The sequence below is a fragment of the Metabacillus sp. KH_069 genome (genome assembly GCF_057838075.1).
On sequence record NZ_CM174460.1, the window covers coordinates 3291079 to 3307349 of the forward strand.

A 16271-nucleotide genomic window follows, 5' to 3' on the forward strand; every position below is an offset into this window, starting at 1 on the left:
CTTTGGTTCTATTACCTATTAAACAAATGCAAAAATAGTGCTGACTCCAACGTAAGATAATGCTAGGAAAAGTGCGATCGTCACATAAGTTGAGATCAGCTGAGATCTTGGTGTCACAGTAATTCCCCAGCTCACAGCAAATGACCACAGTCCGTTTGCAAAGTGGAAAATCGTTGAAACGACACCGACAACATAAAATACAATCATAAATGGATTACTGAAAATGGAGGCCATCATGTCAAAATTCACTTCAGCGCCAAATGCGGCTGCAATTCTTGTTTCCCATACATGCCAGGATACAAAGATAAGTGTAATCACGCCAGAAATCCTTTGAAGCATAAACATCCAGTTGCGGAAGTAGCCAAACTTGCTTACATTATTTTTAGCTGTAAACGCAATGTAGATTCCATAGATCGCATGGTACAAAAGCGGCAGGAATATAATAAAAGTTTCCAGAACAACTCTAAATGGCAAGCTTTCCATAAAATGTGCAGCATTATTAAATGCTTCTTCTCCTCTTGTTGCAAAGTTATTTACAACAAGATGCTGAATTAAGAAGACGCCAACCGGAATAACTCCAAGCAAAGAATGAAGTCTTCGGTTCAAATACTCTCTGTTTCCAGCCATCTCAACATAACCCCCTAGTAATCTTAAAATCTTTTTTTTAATGTTTCTCCTATTCCCGGCAATCTTTTAAAAAATAAACATTGTATGATAAAATGTGACAAATTTATTGTACTCCCAACGAGTTACAGCGTCAAGAAAACGCGTTCATAAATTTTAATTTTGTGACAAATCTTATTTTCTCCCTATTTTTACTTTCCTGAAATACTTTCAAAGCGATTTTGGAGCTTGTAATTTACTTTTATTGCATGTTCTTACCCGCCCAACTTGATATATAATAAAGTCAGAAAGAGGGGAAGAATGTGAAAAAAACCAGCGAACAAATCGATATGACGCAGCTGAGGGACATGCAAGTGCCCGCATTCGCCTATGAGCTGCTGCGGGAAGTTCTTATTCCTGATATTCTTGGAAACGAGTCCGCATCTATGCTTTACTGGGCAGGCAAGAGCCTTGCGCGCAAATATCCTGCAGAATCAATTGAAGAGCTTATTGCTTTCTTTTCATTAGCCGGCTTTGGAACTCTTTCATTGGTACATAAGAAAAAAGATGAAATGGAATTTCAGCTTGAGAGCGAACTGATCAAAACAAGATTCAAAACAATGAAAGAGCCTTCTTTTCAGCTTGAAGCGGGATTTCTGGCCCAGCAGGTGCAGCGGATGAACAAGCAGATTACAGAAACCTATGAACAAGTAAAAAAACGTGCGGATAAAGTGCATTTTACAGTGAAATGGGACTACAAAGACATGGAATTCGGCAACGATTAAAGGGATGGGTATCTAGTATACCCACCCCTTTTTTTATATCGTTTAAAGCACCTGTGCAGGCTGCTGTGATAATTCGAAGGCATCATGCAGCGCTTCAACCGCTTTTACCATGTCAGCATGGCTGATAACAGTTGACACTTTAATTTCAGACGTGCTGACCATTTTCACTTCAATTCCTTCTTGAGCAAGAACATCGAACATTTCTGCCGCTACACCAGGATTTGATACCATGCCGGATCCGACGATGGAAACTTTTGAAAGGCCGCCTTCTGATTCTATTTTTTCAAAGCCAAGCTCTGATTGATAGGTTTCAAGCACGTGAACCGTTTCTTCCACATCACCTGTTTTCACCGAAAAAGATAGAGAGGCCAGGCTGCTGTCTGTTGAACTTTGAATAATAATATCTACATTAATTCCGTGGCTTGCAAGCGTTTTGAAAATGGTTGACAGAGCGGAAAGGCCGCTTGGCAATCCGCAAACCGTTATTCTTGAAACTTGATCTTCAAACGCAATTCCTCTAACAACTAAATTCTGTTCCATCTTTGTTTCCTCCTCAATTAACGTGCCTCTTTCTTTTTCTGAGCTTGATCTGACTTCCAAGGGAACTCCATAATTTTTTGCAAATTCAACAGCCCGGGGGTGGAGAACGCCTGCTCCAAGATTAGCAAGCTCAAGCATTTCATCATAAGATATGCCGTCTAATTTTCTTGCACTTTTTACAAAGCGCGGATCTGTCGTAAAGACACCTGTTACATCTGTATAAATATCACATTTATCAGCTTTTAGAGAAGCAGCCAGCGCAACAGCTGTCGTATCTGAACCCCCGCGGCCGAGCGTCGTTATTTCCTGTCCGTCTGCTAGTCCCTGAAAGCCAGCAACGACAACTACTTTTCCAGCTTGTAGCTGATTATTAATTTTTTCTGAATCAATCCCTGAAATTCTCGCATTGCTGTGGACATTTTCAGTCTTAATGCCAGCCTGCCAGCCTGTGTAAGAAACTGCATCGTATCCTTGTGCCTGAAGAGCCATCGTCAAAAGAGAAATTGTCACTTGTTCTCCCGTTGACAGAAGCATATCCATTTCGCGCTTGCTCGGTTTTTGAGTGATTTCAGCTGCCAGTGAAACTAAATGATCCGTTGTTTTCCCCATTGCCGAAACAACAACAACGACATCATTCCCGTTCATTTTTTCCTCGATTGTTCTTCTTGCAGCATTCATGATTTTTTCCGGAGATCCAACAGATGTGCCTCCAAATTTTTGTACAACTAAACCCATATCAGCCTCTCGCCTTTCAAGTTATATTGATCGTCAGCAGGTAAAAGGGAGAATCTCAGAAAACGCAAAAAAGCAATGAGATTCTCTATCTCATTGCTTGCATAAACGAATAATGGAACTTCATTCATACAATGAGATAGCGCTCCAAGAAAAATACATCTTCTTGACAATTTTACGTCTATTAAACGCAAAACCAGCAAAAGTAAGAAATGGCTCTTTTTTTGCTTCGGCGACTCTCCCCTTTCACCCATCTTCAAAGGATTCCATTGTCCTCGGAAGGGCTACTCTTGAAGTTCGCACCTCTACCATCATTTAACGAACTAAACGATCTGGTTATCAAATTAGTTAGAATTGTAGCAAAGAATTTGTCTTTGTGCAATCTATTCTTTCAATTTTTCTGCAATAAGCTGTGCCGTGTTTGCCGGAATTCCCGCCGCCATCAGCTCTTCGAGGCTTGCTTCTTTCATTTTTTTTACAGAACCGAAATGCTTGAGCAAAGTCTTGCGACGTTTTTCCCCAACGCCTGGTATATCATCCAGGATCGATTGAAAGGCTGTTTTTCCTCTTGTCTGCCTGTGAAAAGTAATCGCAAACCGATGCACTTCATCCTGAATTCGCTGTAGAAGATAAAACTCCTGGCTGTTGCGTTCAAGTTCAATGACAGCCGGAGGACTCCCGAGCATTAAATTAGAAGTCCGATGCTTCTCATCCTTTACAAGTCCTGCGACAGGGATGGATAATCCGAGTTCATTTTCAAGTACATCCTGAGCTGCAGCCAGGTGCCCTTTTCCTCCGTCAATGATAATCAAATCAGGAAGCGGCAGCTCCTCTTTTAACACGCGCGTGTACCTTCTGCGGACAACTTCACGCATAGACTCGTAATCATCTGGTCCTTGCACTGTTTTAATTTTGTACTTGCGGTACTCTTTTTTGGCAGGCTTGCCATCTATGAACACAATCATCGCAGATACAGGATCTGTCCCTTGTATGTTTGAATTATCAAATGCTTCGATTCTTGCCGGTGTATAGATTCCCATTTTTTCACCAAGCTGATCAATTGCTTTGATTGTTCTTTCTTCATCACGCTCAATGAGTGAAAATTTTTCTTTTAAAGCGATTTTGGCATTCTGATGTGCAAGCAGCACCAGGTCCTTTTTCTTGCCGCGCTTTGGATGGATGGCTGAAACGTGAAGAAGCTGTTCTGCCATTTCATGATCAACGCTTTCAGGCAGCAGTATTTCTTTAGGCAGAATATGATTGTTCTTGGAATAAAACTGGCCAAGAAACGTTAAAAATTCTTCCTCTGGCTCCTGGTACAGCGGGAACATGGCAATATCACGCTCGATCAATTTACCCTGACGGATGAAGAAAACCTGAACACACATCCAGCCTTTATCATAGGAATAGCCAAACACATCACGATCGACAAAATCATTCAGTGTCATTTTCTGTTTTTCCATGGTTGCATCTATATGCGCAATGGAATCCCGGTATTCTTTTGCCCGTTCAAAATCCAGGTTCTCAGCAGCAGCCAGCATCTTCTTTGAAAGTTCTTCTTTAATCTGCTTAAAGCCGCCTTTTAAGAAACGGGACATTTCATCGACCATTTGCCTGTTTTGCTCTTGTGTTACCTTATAGACACAGGGGGCCAAACATTGTCCGATATGATAGTAGAGACAAACTTTATCAGGAAGCGTAGTACATTTCCTAAGCGGATAAAGACGGTCGAGCAGCTTTTTGGTCTCTCTGGCCGCCTGGACGTTCGGATATGGACCGAAATACTTCCCATTATCTTTTTTGACATTTCTCGTAACAATCAGCCGAGGGTGCCGTTCAGCTGTAATTTTAATAAAAGGATACGTTTTGTCATCCTTTAGCATGACGTTGTATTTAGGATCATGTTTTTTAATTAAATTTAATTCTAAAATCAGCGCCTCAATATTCGAAGACGTGACGATATACTCAAAATCCTTGATTTCATTTACGAGCCGTTGTGTTTTCCCGTCATGTGAGCCGGTAAAGTAAGACCGCACCCGGTTTTTAAGAACTTTTGCTTTTCCAACATAAATAATCGTTCCGAAACGGTCTTTCATTAAATAACAGCCCGGCTGATCTGGCAGAAGTGCCAGCTTTTCTTTAATTAGTTGCTCCATAGCGGACACTCCGTTTCCTTAAAGATTAGCGCAGAATAAGTATCGGTCATCAGCGCCAAGTTATTCCCTTTATTGTACCATTTTAGAGGGAGGGAGTCTTTTGTTTGCCTCCAAGGATTCTATTCCATCGGCTTTTTTGCATAGATTGTTGTTTTTGATTATAAATGTTGCCCGCTGCTTTCGACTGCAGGCACTTACCTCCCTAAATTTCAGGACTATTGCACCAAATCATTTCCTGAGCAATAATTGACAATTTTTTCGGCAGATGACCGTTTTTGCAGACATAAAAAAAGATCCGGAATACCGGATCTAATTTCATTTTAATTATGCGTGTTTATTTAATAGATCAGCTAGAGCTTCTTTAGGCTGGAAGCCAACTGTTTTGTCTACAACTTCGCCGTTTTTGAAAACAAGCAATGTCGGAATACTCATAACACCGTATTTGCCTGCTGTTTCTTGGTTCTCGTCAACATCAAGTTTAACGATTTTCACTTTATCGCCTAGCTCCTGATCAAGCTCTTCAAGAACCGGTGCAATCATTTTGCAAGGTCCGCACCAAGGAGCCCAAAAGTCTGCCAGTACGACGCCTTCGCTAGTTTCAGCTGTAAAAGTTTGATCTGTTACATTAGTAATTGCCATTATATTTTCCTCCTAAATGTTCAAGTGATGCCTAAAGTATAGCATTAAAGAATGTGACCTGCTAATTTTTTGCTCACTATTCCTTTTCCCTTACTTTGTGATGAAAAACATTTTTTCATTCAAATTAAAAACACGCCGCTGGGAGCGTGTTTTTAGGAATCAAGAATGAACTTTTAATTTCTTAAACTCTTCCGTCAGCATCGGTACAACTTCAAATAGATCTCCGACAATGCCATAATCAGCTACTTTGAAGATGTTTGCTTCAGGATCTTTGTTAATTGCAACAATAATCTTGGAGTTAGACATACCGGCTAAATGCTGGATCGCTCCAGAAATACCGCATGCAATGTACAAGTCAGGAGTGACAACTTTTCCCGTTTGGCCGATTTGCAGCGAGTAGTCGCAATAATCAGCATCACAGGCACCGCGGGAAGCTCCGACTGCTCCGCCGAGAACATCTGATAACTCCTTCAGCGGGTTAAAGCCGTCTGTGCTTTTTACTCCGCGTCCGCCGGCTACAATGACTTTAGCTTCAGAAAGATCAACACCTTCTGTTGCTTTGCGCACCACTTCTTTTACGATTGTGCGAAGATCTTTGATCTCCACAGAAACAGAAGAAACTTCACCCGTTCTTGTTTCATCCTTTTCAAGAGGAGCAATGTTATTTGGTCTGATTGTTGCAAAAATCGTTCCATCTGTCACAATCTTTTTCTCGAAAGCTTTTCCTGAATAGATCGGACGTGTGAATACGACATTTCCGCCTGCTACTTCTAAATCTGTAGCATCTGAAATAAGTCCGGATCCAATCTTTGCAGCGATTTTCGGTGATAAGTCTTTTCCAAGAGCTGTATGCCCGAAAACAAGACCTTCCGGTTTTTCAGCTTCGATAACGGCAAGCAATGCCTGTGAATAGCCGTCAGGTGTATACGTTTTCAATTTTTCGTCTTCAACTGTAATGACGCGGTCTGCACCATAATGAATCATTTCTTCAGCTAAAGCTGCTACACTGTCTCCAACTAAAACAGCTGTTACCTCGCCGCCTTCGGATACCGTTTTCCCTGCTGCAATCGCCTCAAAAGACACGTTGCGCAATGATTGATCGCGTACTTCTCCCAATACCAGCACTTTTCTTGCCATTATAAAGTCCCCCTGTTATACGTTTGATTGAAAAATCTGCTTTCAGGTAATACTTAGATTACTTTTGCTTCGTTGCGAAGAAGAGATACCAATTCCTTCACTTGTGCATCTAAATCCCCTTGAAGTACTTTACCCGCTTCTTTTTTAGGCGGCATATAAATTTCGATTGTTTTTGTTTTAGGCTCAACTTCATCTTCTTCGAGATCAAGATCATCCAGTTCGAGTTCATCCAAAGGCTTTTTCTTTGCTTTCATGATACCCGGCAAAGAAGGATAGCGCGGTTCATTCAGACCCTGCTGTGCGGTAACAAGCAACGGCAATGTCGTTTCAATGACTTCTGAATCACCTTCAACATCGCGTACGACTGTCGCTTTGTTTCCATCAATCTCTAGCTTTGTAATCGTAGTTACATAAGGAATGTCAAGAAGCTCAGCCAGACGAGGTCCTACTTGTCCAGATCCGCCGTCAATCGCAACATTTCCTCCTAAAATTAGATCTGCATCTTTATCTTTGAAGAATTCAGCAAGAATTTTAGAAGTTGTGAATTGATCTCCATCTTCAAGATCATCTTCCGTATTAATTAATACAGCCTTGTCACACCCCATTGCAAGAGCTGTTCGCAATTCTTTTTCAGCTTCTTCCCCGCCGATTGTCACAACGGTTACTTCACCGCTGTTTGCATCGCGGATCTGAATTGCTTCTTCAATCGCATACTCATCATAAGGATTAATAATGAATTCTGCGCCATCTTCATTAATTTTGCCGTTTTGAAGCGTTATTTTTTCTTCCGTATCAAACGTTTTCTTCATGATTACATAAATATTCATGTCCATCCCCCTATTTACGTTAAGCATTCAATTTAGTTGTATAGAAAAAACGTCAGGAACGTTTTATCATATCATTTATTCGCCTTTGAACTGCGGCTGTCTTTTCTCAAGAAAAGCACTGATTCCTTCTTTTGCATCTGCGCTTTCAAATACTGTACCGAAATAGCCCGCTTCTTTTTTCACCCGATCATGATACGGAAGTGTTTTAGAAGCATTGATTAAATCGATGGCTGCACTGACAGATATCGGGCTTTTTGCAGCAAATTTCTTCGCAAGCTTCATCGTCTCATCTAATAAGTCTTCTTCTGCAAAAGCATGGTTGGCAAGACCGTATTTGGCTGCCTCTGCTCCTGAGATCGGTTCACTTGTCAGCAGCATTTCAAGCGCTTTCGCTTCTCCTACATACTTAGGAAGACGCTGCGAGCCGGCGAAGCCTGGAATGAGTCCAAGCTGAAGCTCAGGCAGCCCGAGCTTTGCATTCTCGGTAACAAGCCTTACATGACAGCTCATTGCAAGCTCAAGGCCCCCGCCTAGAGCAGCTCCATGAATCGATGCGATGACTGGTTTTCTGAATGTTTCAATTCTCTCAAAAAGTTCCTGTCCGTTTGCAGCAAGCTTAGAGAACTCTTCCCCGTTCGGCACTGAAACAAATTCCTTGATGTCAGCCCCTGCTGAGAAGAATCTTCCCTCGCCATTAATGACAATGACCCTGACGTCTTTTTTTGCTTCAAACTCATCCATCAGGGATGAAAGCTCTTTCAAAACATAAGATGAAAGGGCGTTTGCGGGAGGTTGGTGAATGGTTACGACCGCAACATAATCTTCTACTTTAACATTTAAATAACTCACAGCTCAGGCCTCCTTATGCATTTAAACAATTACGTCAGGAAGGATTTTGCTAAACCCTTCCGCAGCCTTTGATCATAAGTTCATGAACGCTTCCTGCAAGTGCAGTCAGATCAAATTTCTGATCATTCATGACCCATGTTGTCACCGTTTCATCAATGGTTCCAAATATCATCTGCCTCGCCAGGCGTGTATCCAGGGCTTCACTGAATTCGGATGTTTCTTTTCCTGTTTGAATAATCGAATCAAGAATGTTTAAATACCCTCTCAGAACCTCATTGATTCTCAGGCGCAGATTTTTATTTGACTGCCTGAGTTCAAGCTGGGTAACGATGGCAAGATGATGATCTTCGGCTAAAAGAGAAAAATGTTTTTCTATCAACATGTATAACTTCTCCGCCGCTGTGTCCTTTCCTGCTATTTCTTGTTGAATTTTTTCGATAAATACGCCCATTTTTTCCTGAAACAAAGAAATCAGGATATCTTCTTTATTTTTAAAATAAAGATAAATGGTTCCGTCTGCGACTCCTGCCTGCTTGGCAATCTTCGAAACCTGTGCATGATGATAGCCATTTTCAGCAATAACTATGACAGCCGCATCTATAATTTGGAGATATTTTGGTCTTTTCTGTTTCAATATGAATTCGTCCTTTCAAACTGAATGAATCATCATTCATATTGTAATCATAAAATTACATCATCCATCTGTCAAGAAGAAAGAATGATTTTATCTTTCATCATAATAGATGAAAAGAACCCTCTCAGCAATAGGAAGAGATGGTTCTTTATCATTTTTCTATTCTTATTGCTTATCATTATATTTAATACAGCGTTTTTTCCTGATTAATTGGCATTTTTTAATTTTTCTTTTTCTTCTTCTACAAGTGAGCGCCTTAAAATTTTCCCGACTGCTGTTTTCGGAAGCTCTTTGCGGAATTCATAGATTCTCGGGATCTTGTATGCTGCCATATGCTTGCGGGCAAATTCGTCAAATTCCTGTTCAGTCGCTTCCGCCCCTTCTTTTAAAACGATATATGCCTTCACCGTTTCTCCCCGGTAAGGGTCCGGTATGCCGGCTACTACTACTTCCTGCACTTTTTCATGCTCATATAAAACCTCTTCGATTTCACGCGGATAAATGTTGAATCCCCCGGCTATTATCATATCTTTTTTCCGGTCTACGATATAAAAATATCCCTCTTCATCCATATAGCCAATGTCACCGGTTAAAAGCCATCCGTCCTTTAATACGGCTTCTGTTTCCTCTGGTTTTTTCCAGTACCCTTTCATGATCTGCGGACCTCTCACAGCAATTTCTCCAAGCTCATTGTATTCTGCCTGCTTTCCCGTCTCAAAAGAAAGAATAATAGATTCTGTGTTAGGCCATGGCACTCCTATACTTCCTTTTTTCCGATGTGACCAGAGGAAGTTTGAGTGTGTAACAGGCGATGCTTCTGACAAGCCGTAGCCTTCCACAAGCTTTCCGCCAGTCTCCCGCTCGAATTTCTCCTGGACTTCTTCCGGAAGCGGAGCTGATCCGCTAATACATGATTCAACTGATGAAAGATCATAGTTTTTCAAATCCGGATGGTTTAATAATGCAATATAAATAGTAGGTGCTCCAGGGAACAGCGTAGGTTTTAATTTATCAATGGCTTTAAGGGTATCCGTCGCATCGAATTTGGGAAGCAGGATCATTTTAAAGCCTTGCATAATCGATAGATTCATAACCGCTGTCATCCCGTAAACATGGAAGAACGGCAATATGCCAAGCACTGATTCCTCTCCGCGTCTGCATTTATACATCCAGGATGAGCACATGGACGTATTTGCAACCAGGTTTTCATGCGTCAGCATAACTCCCTTTGGAAAACCGGTTGTTCCTCCTGTATACTGCAGCAAGGCAATATCTTCTTTAGGATTTATCTCTATTTCCTCAATAGATGTGCTTTCCCGTTTCATGATTTCCTTGAATAAATGCGTGTGGCCGCTGTGCTCAATTTTTACAACGATTTGATTCTGCTTTTTCTGCACAAAAGGATATAATAGATTTTTCGGGAAAGGCAGATAATCTTTTATGCTTGTCGCAATAATATGTTCAATTCTTGTCAGCGCTTTCATTTTTGAGACTCTTGGATAAAGGAGATCAAGCGTAATAATGTATTTCGCATCAGAATCATTCAGCTGATACTCAAGCTCCCTTTCCATATAAAGAGGATTCGTTTGAACGACAATTCCTCCGGCAAATAAAATACCATAATAAGCAATGACTGCCTGCGGGCAATTCGGAAGCATAATAGATACTCTTTCGTCCTTCTTTAACCCAAGCTCCTGGAGGTAGCCCGCAAGTTTTAAAGATTGTTCATAAACCTCTGTAAAAGTCAGTTCCTTGCCTAAAAAATGAATAGCTGTTTTTGTCGGAAATTCTTGTGCTGCCTGCGCGAGATAAGATTGAAGAGGCTTGTTGTCAATTTCAGCATAATGAGGTATTTCTTCAGGATATAGATGAAGCCAAGGTTTTTGAACTTCCATTTTATTTCCTCCCTTTGTTGCCATCATGACTTTTGGCTTATAAAGAAAGTATACCAAAGTTATATTCAGAATATAAAATATTTTTAATTATTTAAATTGTATTAAAAAAAATCCGGATTCATGTCATGAGATCCGGATTTTCTTCATAATATTCATTTTTTCAAGCGAAAAAAACCATAAAAATAATGCCTACTACAATAAACAAACCGCATATGCCAAGCAGTACTTTCGCTAATGTTTCCACTGTTTTCTCCCCTTATATGCCTGCGCCGATCACGTAGGACAGACCAATTGAAATGACCATGGAAATAAAGCCTACCGCACGATTGTCATTTTGAATTTCATCATCGATTCTGAATTTAGGCGTTAAAAATTCATAGATAAAATAGCCTAAAAGCAATAAAACGAAACCAAACATTCCCCAGCCGACCATCTCAAATAGCGTATCATGCTGCCCGATTGAAAAACGGAATACATTGGCAATTCCAAATATCTTGCCGCCCGTCGTCATTGCAACTGCAAGATTGCCTTTTTGAATTTCTTCCCAGTTATTATATTTGGTCACCAGTTCAAAAATGGTCAGAAACACAACAATACATAAGATGACGACGCTAAAATAAGCTGCAGTCTGAACGAATTCATTCTCCCAAAATTGATTCATTTCTTATCTCCCATATTTCGATTATTTTAATTCAACAATCGTAACGCCTGAACCGCCTTCGCCTGATTCCCCGTAGCGGGTGCTCTTAACATTTCTGTGCTTTTTCAAGTATTCCTGCACACCTGTCCGAAGTGCTCCTGTCCCTTTTCCGTGAATGATGGAAATTCTCGGATAGCCGGCAAGTACGGCATCGTCCATATATTTTTCTACTCTAAGGAGGGCATTTTCATACCGTTCGCCTCTTAAATCAAGTTCGAGGGAGACATGATAATCTTTTCCTTTTACCATTGCAAGAGGTTTCGTTTCGACAGGCTTAGGTCTGCTGATGTACTGCAGATCATCTTCTTTTACCTTCATTTTCAGAATGCCTATCTGCACCTGCCATTCCTTATCGCCTACTTTAGACAGCAAGTGGCCTTTTTGATTGAAGCTGATGACCTTCACTTCGTCGCCTTCTGCATACTGATGCTTCTGCGTCTTCGTTTTCGGCTGTTTGCTGCTTTTTTCAAATTCAGGCACCGCTTCTTCAAGACGTTTTTTAGCATCGATTAATTCATGTTCTTTAATACCCGTTCGGTGTTCTTTTTGCATCTTCCTTAATTCGCGGATAATGGACTCTGCTTCTGCTTTTGCCGCTTCAACTTTTTCTGCCGCCTTCTTTTCAGCCTGTTCGTAAAGCTTGTCGCGTTCTTCGTTGAATGAAAGAATTTGATTTTGCAGCTCTGAATGAAGCTTTTCTGCGTCTTTGCGCAGTTCTTCTGCTTCAGTAAGCTCTGAGTCAGAGCGTTTTTTGCTCTCTTCAAGCGACGCAATCATTGAATCTACTTCATTGCTCTCAGCACTCATATGGGATTTTGCACGGTCAATGACTGTTTGCATAAGGCCAAGCCGCTTTGAAATTTCAAATGCGTTGCTTCGGCCGGGAACGCCGATTAAAAGCTTATAAGTAGGGCTTAATGTTTCAATATTGAATTCAACGCTTGCATTGACAACACCTTCACGGTTATATCCATATGCTTTCAGTTCAGGGTAATGCGTTGTGGCGATCACTCTGGCACCGCGATGGTGAACTTCATCCAAAATGGAGATGGCAAGTGCAGCCCCCTCCTGCGGATCTGTTCCTGCACCAAGCTCATCAAACAATACCAGGCTGTTATCGTCAACACGCTTTAAAATATCAACAATGTTTACCATGTGAGAAGAAAATGTACTTAAGCTTTGCTCGATCGACTGTTCGTCTCCGATATCCGCATATACATTTTCAAACACAGCCATTTCGGAGCCGTCAAGAGATGGAATCTGCAGTCCTGATTGGGCCATCAATGTAAACAGACCGACTGTTTTCAGGGTTACTGTTTTTCCTCCTGTATTCGGCCCTGTTATAACAATTGTCGTAAACTCAGCGCCAAGTTCAATGTCATTTGCGACAACTTCTTCCGCGTTTAAAAGCGGATGTCTTGCTTTGAAAAGTTTAATTCTTCCGCTGTTATTCATTTCAGGCTTTGAAGCTTTTATTTTTTTTGAGTACGCTGCTTTCGTAAACATAAAATCCATTTCGCTAAGTGCTTCTACATTAATCAAGAGAGGTTCGGCTTCTTCAGCAACTTTCACCGTCATTTCTGTTAAGATGCGGTCAATTTCAATCTTCTCTTTCATGCGCGCCTGCTGAAGCGTGTTATTTAAGTCAACTACTGCCTGCGGCTCGATAAATAACGTTGCTCCTGATGAAGACTGATCATGGACAATTCCGCCGTATGCTGAACGGTATTCCTGCTTAACAGGAATCACATATCTGTCATTGCGTATAGTAATAATCGCGTCAGAAAGCATTTTTTGAGCAGAAGAAGATCGGATCAGCGACTCAAGCTTTTCTCTCACCCGTGACTCTGTCGTTCTTAATGATGTCCGAATCGAACGAAGAGCATCGCTTGCTCCGTCCAGAACTTCTCCATTATCGCCAATACAGTGAAGAATGTGCTGCTCCAGCTCCTGCATGGGCTCAATCTCTGCTGCAAATCCCTCCAGATGAGGAATGTCGATTCCATTTTCCACCATGTCCTCAATAAACCGCTTCATATGCTTGCCTGCATAAAGAGTTCCCGCAATCTCCATCAGCTCATGCGGATTCAGCATACCGCCGATTTTAGACCGTTTAATGCTCTGGCGAATATCAACGAGACCGCCAAGAGGAGCATTTCCTTTCAGCCTAAGGACTTTTGCAGCTTCATCTGTCTGTTCCTGCCATCTTCTTACCTCATCATAATCAGTGGATGGAACAAGCCTCTCCACTTTTTCCTTTGCTAATGAAGAAGATATATGCTTTAAAAGCTGTTCTTTTACTTTATTGAATTCTAATACTTTTAACACACGCTGCTGCACGATATACAGCCTCCTTGCTGTCTTTTAGGCTACTTATTATGCCTGTTAAAAAAGGATTGCAGCTGATTCAGATCCCACGTATTGATTACGTTTTCTGCTTTCACCCATCCTTTTATTGCTGTTGAAACACCTGTTTTCATATCTTCAAGCATGTCTATATTATGTGCATCTGTATTGATTGCAAGTTTTACACCTGATTCATGCGCTTTTTTAATATGCTCAGCACTCAAATCCAGTCTATTCGGATTTGCATTCAGCTCTAAAACAGTATTTGTTTCTTTTGCAAGCTGAATCAGCATGTCAACATCCGGCTCATATCCGCTTCTTCTGCCGATCAGTCTGCCTGTAGGATGTGCAATCATATCCACATGATGATTTTCTAGAGCCGTTTTCAGGCGCTGCATGATGATATCCTGTGATTGAGAAAAGCTGGAATGAATCGACGCGATAACAAAGTCCATTCCTTCTAGTACTTCATCATCATAATCAAGAGAGCCATCCGGCAAGATATCCATTTCAACTCCTGCGAAAATTTTAAAATCCTCATACTGTTCATTTAATTTGTCAATTTCATTCCGCTGTGCTTTTAATCGTTCAGGAGTCAGACCATTTGCAACTTTAAGATATTGAGAGTGATCCGTAATGGCCATATACTGATACCCCCGCATTCTGCACGCCTCTGCCATTTCACTGATTGTAAAGGCTCCATCACTCCAAGTCGAGTGCATATGAAGATCTCCTTTTATATCATCAGCAGATATCAGCTTGGTATCCTTCAAGTATTTTTCTACTTCCGTCCCGTCTTCGCGGATCTCAGGAGGAAAGAAAGGAAGATCAAAGTGAGCGTAAAATTCTTCTTCTGTTGAAAATGTGATCACTTCACCTGTCTCACTATTTTCAACCCCATATTCACTGATTTTTTCTCCGCGTTCTTTTGCCAGCTGCCGCATTTTTACGTTATGATCCTTTGAACCAGTGAAATGATGAAGTGTCGTGGCAAATTCATCAAGAGTCACTAACCGAAAGTCCACTCCGATTTCATATTCATACTGCAGCTGCACAGAGACCTTTGTGTCTCCATTTGCAATGATTTCTGAGATATTCGGGATTTTTATGAGCTGATCTCTGACATAGTGGGGATGATCAGTTGCGATAATAAAATCCAAATCTTTGACGGTTTCTCTCATTCGTCTGAGACTGCCTGCCCTGCTGTATTTTTGAACCTCTTCACAAGATTCTAAATACGTCTCAATTTCCTCTGCAATCGGCAGTGCAAATGATAAAGGCAGCCTCTCAGGACGGGTTCCAATTTCATCAATCGCAGCGAGAATTTTTTCTTCTGTTTTTTTCCCGAACCCGGCAAGACTCTGGACCTTCTCTTCAAGGCAAGCTTTTTTAAGAGAATCAACGTCCGTAACCCCAAGCTCTTTATAAAGCTTTGCAATTTTTTTACCGCCAAGTCCAGGCAGCTTCAGGAGCGGAATAAGTCCCTGGGGAACTTCTGACTGCAGCTGCTCCATTGTTTTTGATTTTCCTTCTTGGATATACTCAGTAATGACCGCAGCTGTCCCTTTTCCGATTCCTGCGATTTTTGTAAAATCCTCGATTGAAGACAAGCTTCGTTCATCTGTTTCGAGTGCATTGGCAGCTTTCCGGAAAGCAGCGATCTTAAACGGATTTTCTCCTTTAAGTTCCATGTGTACAGCTATATATTCAAGTAATTTAATGACATCTTTTTTATGTACGCTCATTGTTCTTTCACCTCGGGTCAAGTCGTTTTACATCTATTGGGGCTTAATTAAAATGATACAAATATTTTCTCCAAAAGTACAACAAAGGGATAAAAGACCTTTTACCAAAAAAACTTCTCCTAATTGGAGGAGAAGTTAATTCGGTGCATATTGCAGCCATAATTCCTGAACTTTATCAGAAAAATACGGCGTGTGATGAACGATAACCTTTGCAAGTCCTGAATCCCCCATTGCTGACTGGACTTCCGGAATAGGAAGAAGCCCGCCAATGAACAGCAAGATGAAAAGGATTAAATAGATTTCGAGAAATCCTAAGAGGGCGCCAGCCCATTTATTCAGCTGTTTTAGAATTGGAAGGTATGTAACAAAATCAAGCATAGATCCTACTACCTGCAGCAAAATCTTTGTGCCGATAAATAAAATGACAAACGCTACCGCTCTATAGTAAGCATCTTCAAGATTTCCGCCTGTAAAAAAGGATATAGCGGATCCGCTCTCGCCAAGTGATGGGTAAGGAACCCACAGCTCTAACTTTGGCGCTAAAACACCAAAGTATTTATATGCTACAATATAGGCGATGATAAACCCTGTAAGATGTATGAATTGAAGAATAAAGCCGCGTTTTAATCCGACTAACAGGCCCATGGCCAAAATGATGAAAAGTGCAATATCAAGCATTTACC

General features: G+C 41.1%; 14 protein-coding genes and 1 riboswitch. Of the genes, 1 reads left to right on the top strand and 13 read right to left on the bottom strand.

Annotated features, from left to right (window positions below; genetic code table 11):
* Nucleotides 1-18 precede the first annotated feature (18 nt).
* Nucleotides 19-627 carry a succinate dehydrogenase cytochrome b558 subunit gene (locus AC3ISE_RS16630; RefSeq protein WP_070876365.1) on the bottom strand — a complete coding sequence of 203 codons (609 nt, stop codon included), beginning with the start codon at nucleotides 625-627 and terminating at the stop codon, nucleotides 19-21.
* A 326-nt stretch (nucleotides 628-953) separates the two neighbouring features.
* Between AC3ISE_RS16630 and AC3ISE_RS16635 the strand changes: the two genes are divergently transcribed.
* Nucleotides 954-1388 carry a YslB family protein gene (locus AC3ISE_RS16635; protein ID WP_191556109.1) on the top strand — a complete coding sequence of 145 codons (435 nt, stop codon included), beginning with the start codon at nucleotides 954-956 and terminating at the stop codon, nucleotides 1386-1388.
* Between the two features lie 42 nt (nucleotides 1389-1430).
* Here AC3ISE_RS16635 and AC3ISE_RS16640 read toward each other — a convergent pair whose 3' ends face one another.
* The 12 genes from AC3ISE_RS16640 to AC3ISE_RS16695 form a co-directional block, all read right to left on the bottom strand.
* Nucleotides 1431-2663: an aspartate kinase gene (locus AC3ISE_RS16640; RefSeq protein ID WP_489221825.1), complete on the bottom strand. Its 1233-nt coding sequence runs from the start codon at nucleotides 2661-2663 to the stop codon at nucleotides 1431-1433.
* 129 nt (nucleotides 2664-2792) lie between these two features.
* A riboswitch (Lysine riboswitch) is annotated at nucleotides 2793-2976 on the bottom strand.
* 67 nt (nucleotides 2977-3043) lie between these two features.
* Complete coding sequence (gene uvrC, locus AC3ISE_RS16645) at nucleotides 3044-4816, bottom strand: excinuclease ABC subunit UvrC (protein WP_489221826.1); 1773 nt, start codon at nucleotides 4814-4816, stop codon at nucleotides 3044-3046.
* A 324-nt stretch (nucleotides 4817-5140) separates the two neighbouring features.
* Nucleotides 5141-5455, bottom strand: coding sequence for a thioredoxin (trxA, locus tag AC3ISE_RS16650; RefSeq protein ID WP_070876361.1), 315 nt, complete (start codon nucleotides 5453-5455; stop codon nucleotides 5141-5143).
* A gap of 159 nt (nucleotides 5456-5614) precedes the next feature.
* A complete protein-coding gene (locus AC3ISE_RS16655) occupies nucleotides 5615-6592 on the bottom strand; it encodes an electron transfer flavoprotein subunit alpha/FixB family protein (RefSeq protein WP_489221827.1) in 978 nt (325 codons plus the stop codon).
* A gap of 53 nt (nucleotides 6593-6645) precedes the next feature.
* Nucleotides 6646-7419 carry an electron transfer flavoprotein subunit beta/FixA family protein gene (locus AC3ISE_RS16660; protein ID WP_489221828.1) on the bottom strand — a complete coding sequence of 258 codons (774 nt, stop codon included), beginning with the start codon at nucleotides 7417-7419 and terminating at the stop codon, nucleotides 6646-6648.
* A 75-nt stretch (nucleotides 7420-7494) separates the two neighbouring features.
* The gene (locus AC3ISE_RS16665; protein ID WP_489221829.1) at nucleotides 7495-8268 is read right to left on the bottom strand and encodes an enoyl-CoA hydratase; all 774 of its coding nucleotides are present in this window, start codon (nucleotides 8266-8268) and stop codon (nucleotides 7495-7497) included.
* Nucleotides 8269-8317: 49 nt separating this feature from the next.
* Complete coding sequence (gene fadR, locus AC3ISE_RS16670) at nucleotides 8318-8902, bottom strand: fatty acid metabolism transcriptional regulator FadR (protein ID WP_489221830.1); 585 nt, start codon at nucleotides 8900-8902, stop codon at nucleotides 8318-8320.
* A 206-nt stretch (nucleotides 8903-9108) separates the two neighbouring features.
* Entirely contained in the window at nucleotides 9109-10797 is a 1689-nt protein-coding gene (locus AC3ISE_RS16675; protein ID WP_489221831.1) for an AMP-binding protein, read from the bottom strand.
* A gap of 256 nt (nucleotides 10798-11053) precedes the next feature.
* Entirely contained in the window at nucleotides 11054-11458 is a 405-nt protein-coding gene (locus AC3ISE_RS16680; protein WP_489221832.1) for a DUF350 domain-containing protein, read from the bottom strand.
* Nucleotides 11459-11479: 21 nt separating this feature from the next.
* Nucleotides 11480-13837, bottom strand: coding sequence for an endonuclease MutS2 (locus tag AC3ISE_RS16685; RefSeq protein ID WP_489221833.1), 2358 nt, complete (start codon nucleotides 13835-13837; stop codon nucleotides 11480-11482).
* A gap of 29 nt (nucleotides 13838-13866) precedes the next feature.
* The gene (gene polX / locus AC3ISE_RS16690) at nucleotides 13867-15588 is read right to left on the bottom strand and encodes a DNA polymerase/3'-5' exonuclease PolX (protein WP_489221834.1); all 1722 of its coding nucleotides are present in this window, start codon (nucleotides 15586-15588) and stop codon (nucleotides 13867-13869) included.
* A 135-nt stretch (nucleotides 15589-15723) separates the two neighbouring features.
* Nucleotides 15724-16266 carry a CvpA family protein gene (locus tag AC3ISE_RS16695; protein ID WP_489221835.1) on the bottom strand — a complete coding sequence of 181 codons (543 nt, stop codon included), beginning with the start codon at nucleotides 16264-16266 and terminating at the stop codon, nucleotides 15724-15726.
* Between the last annotated feature and the right edge of the window lie 5 nt (nucleotides 16267-16271).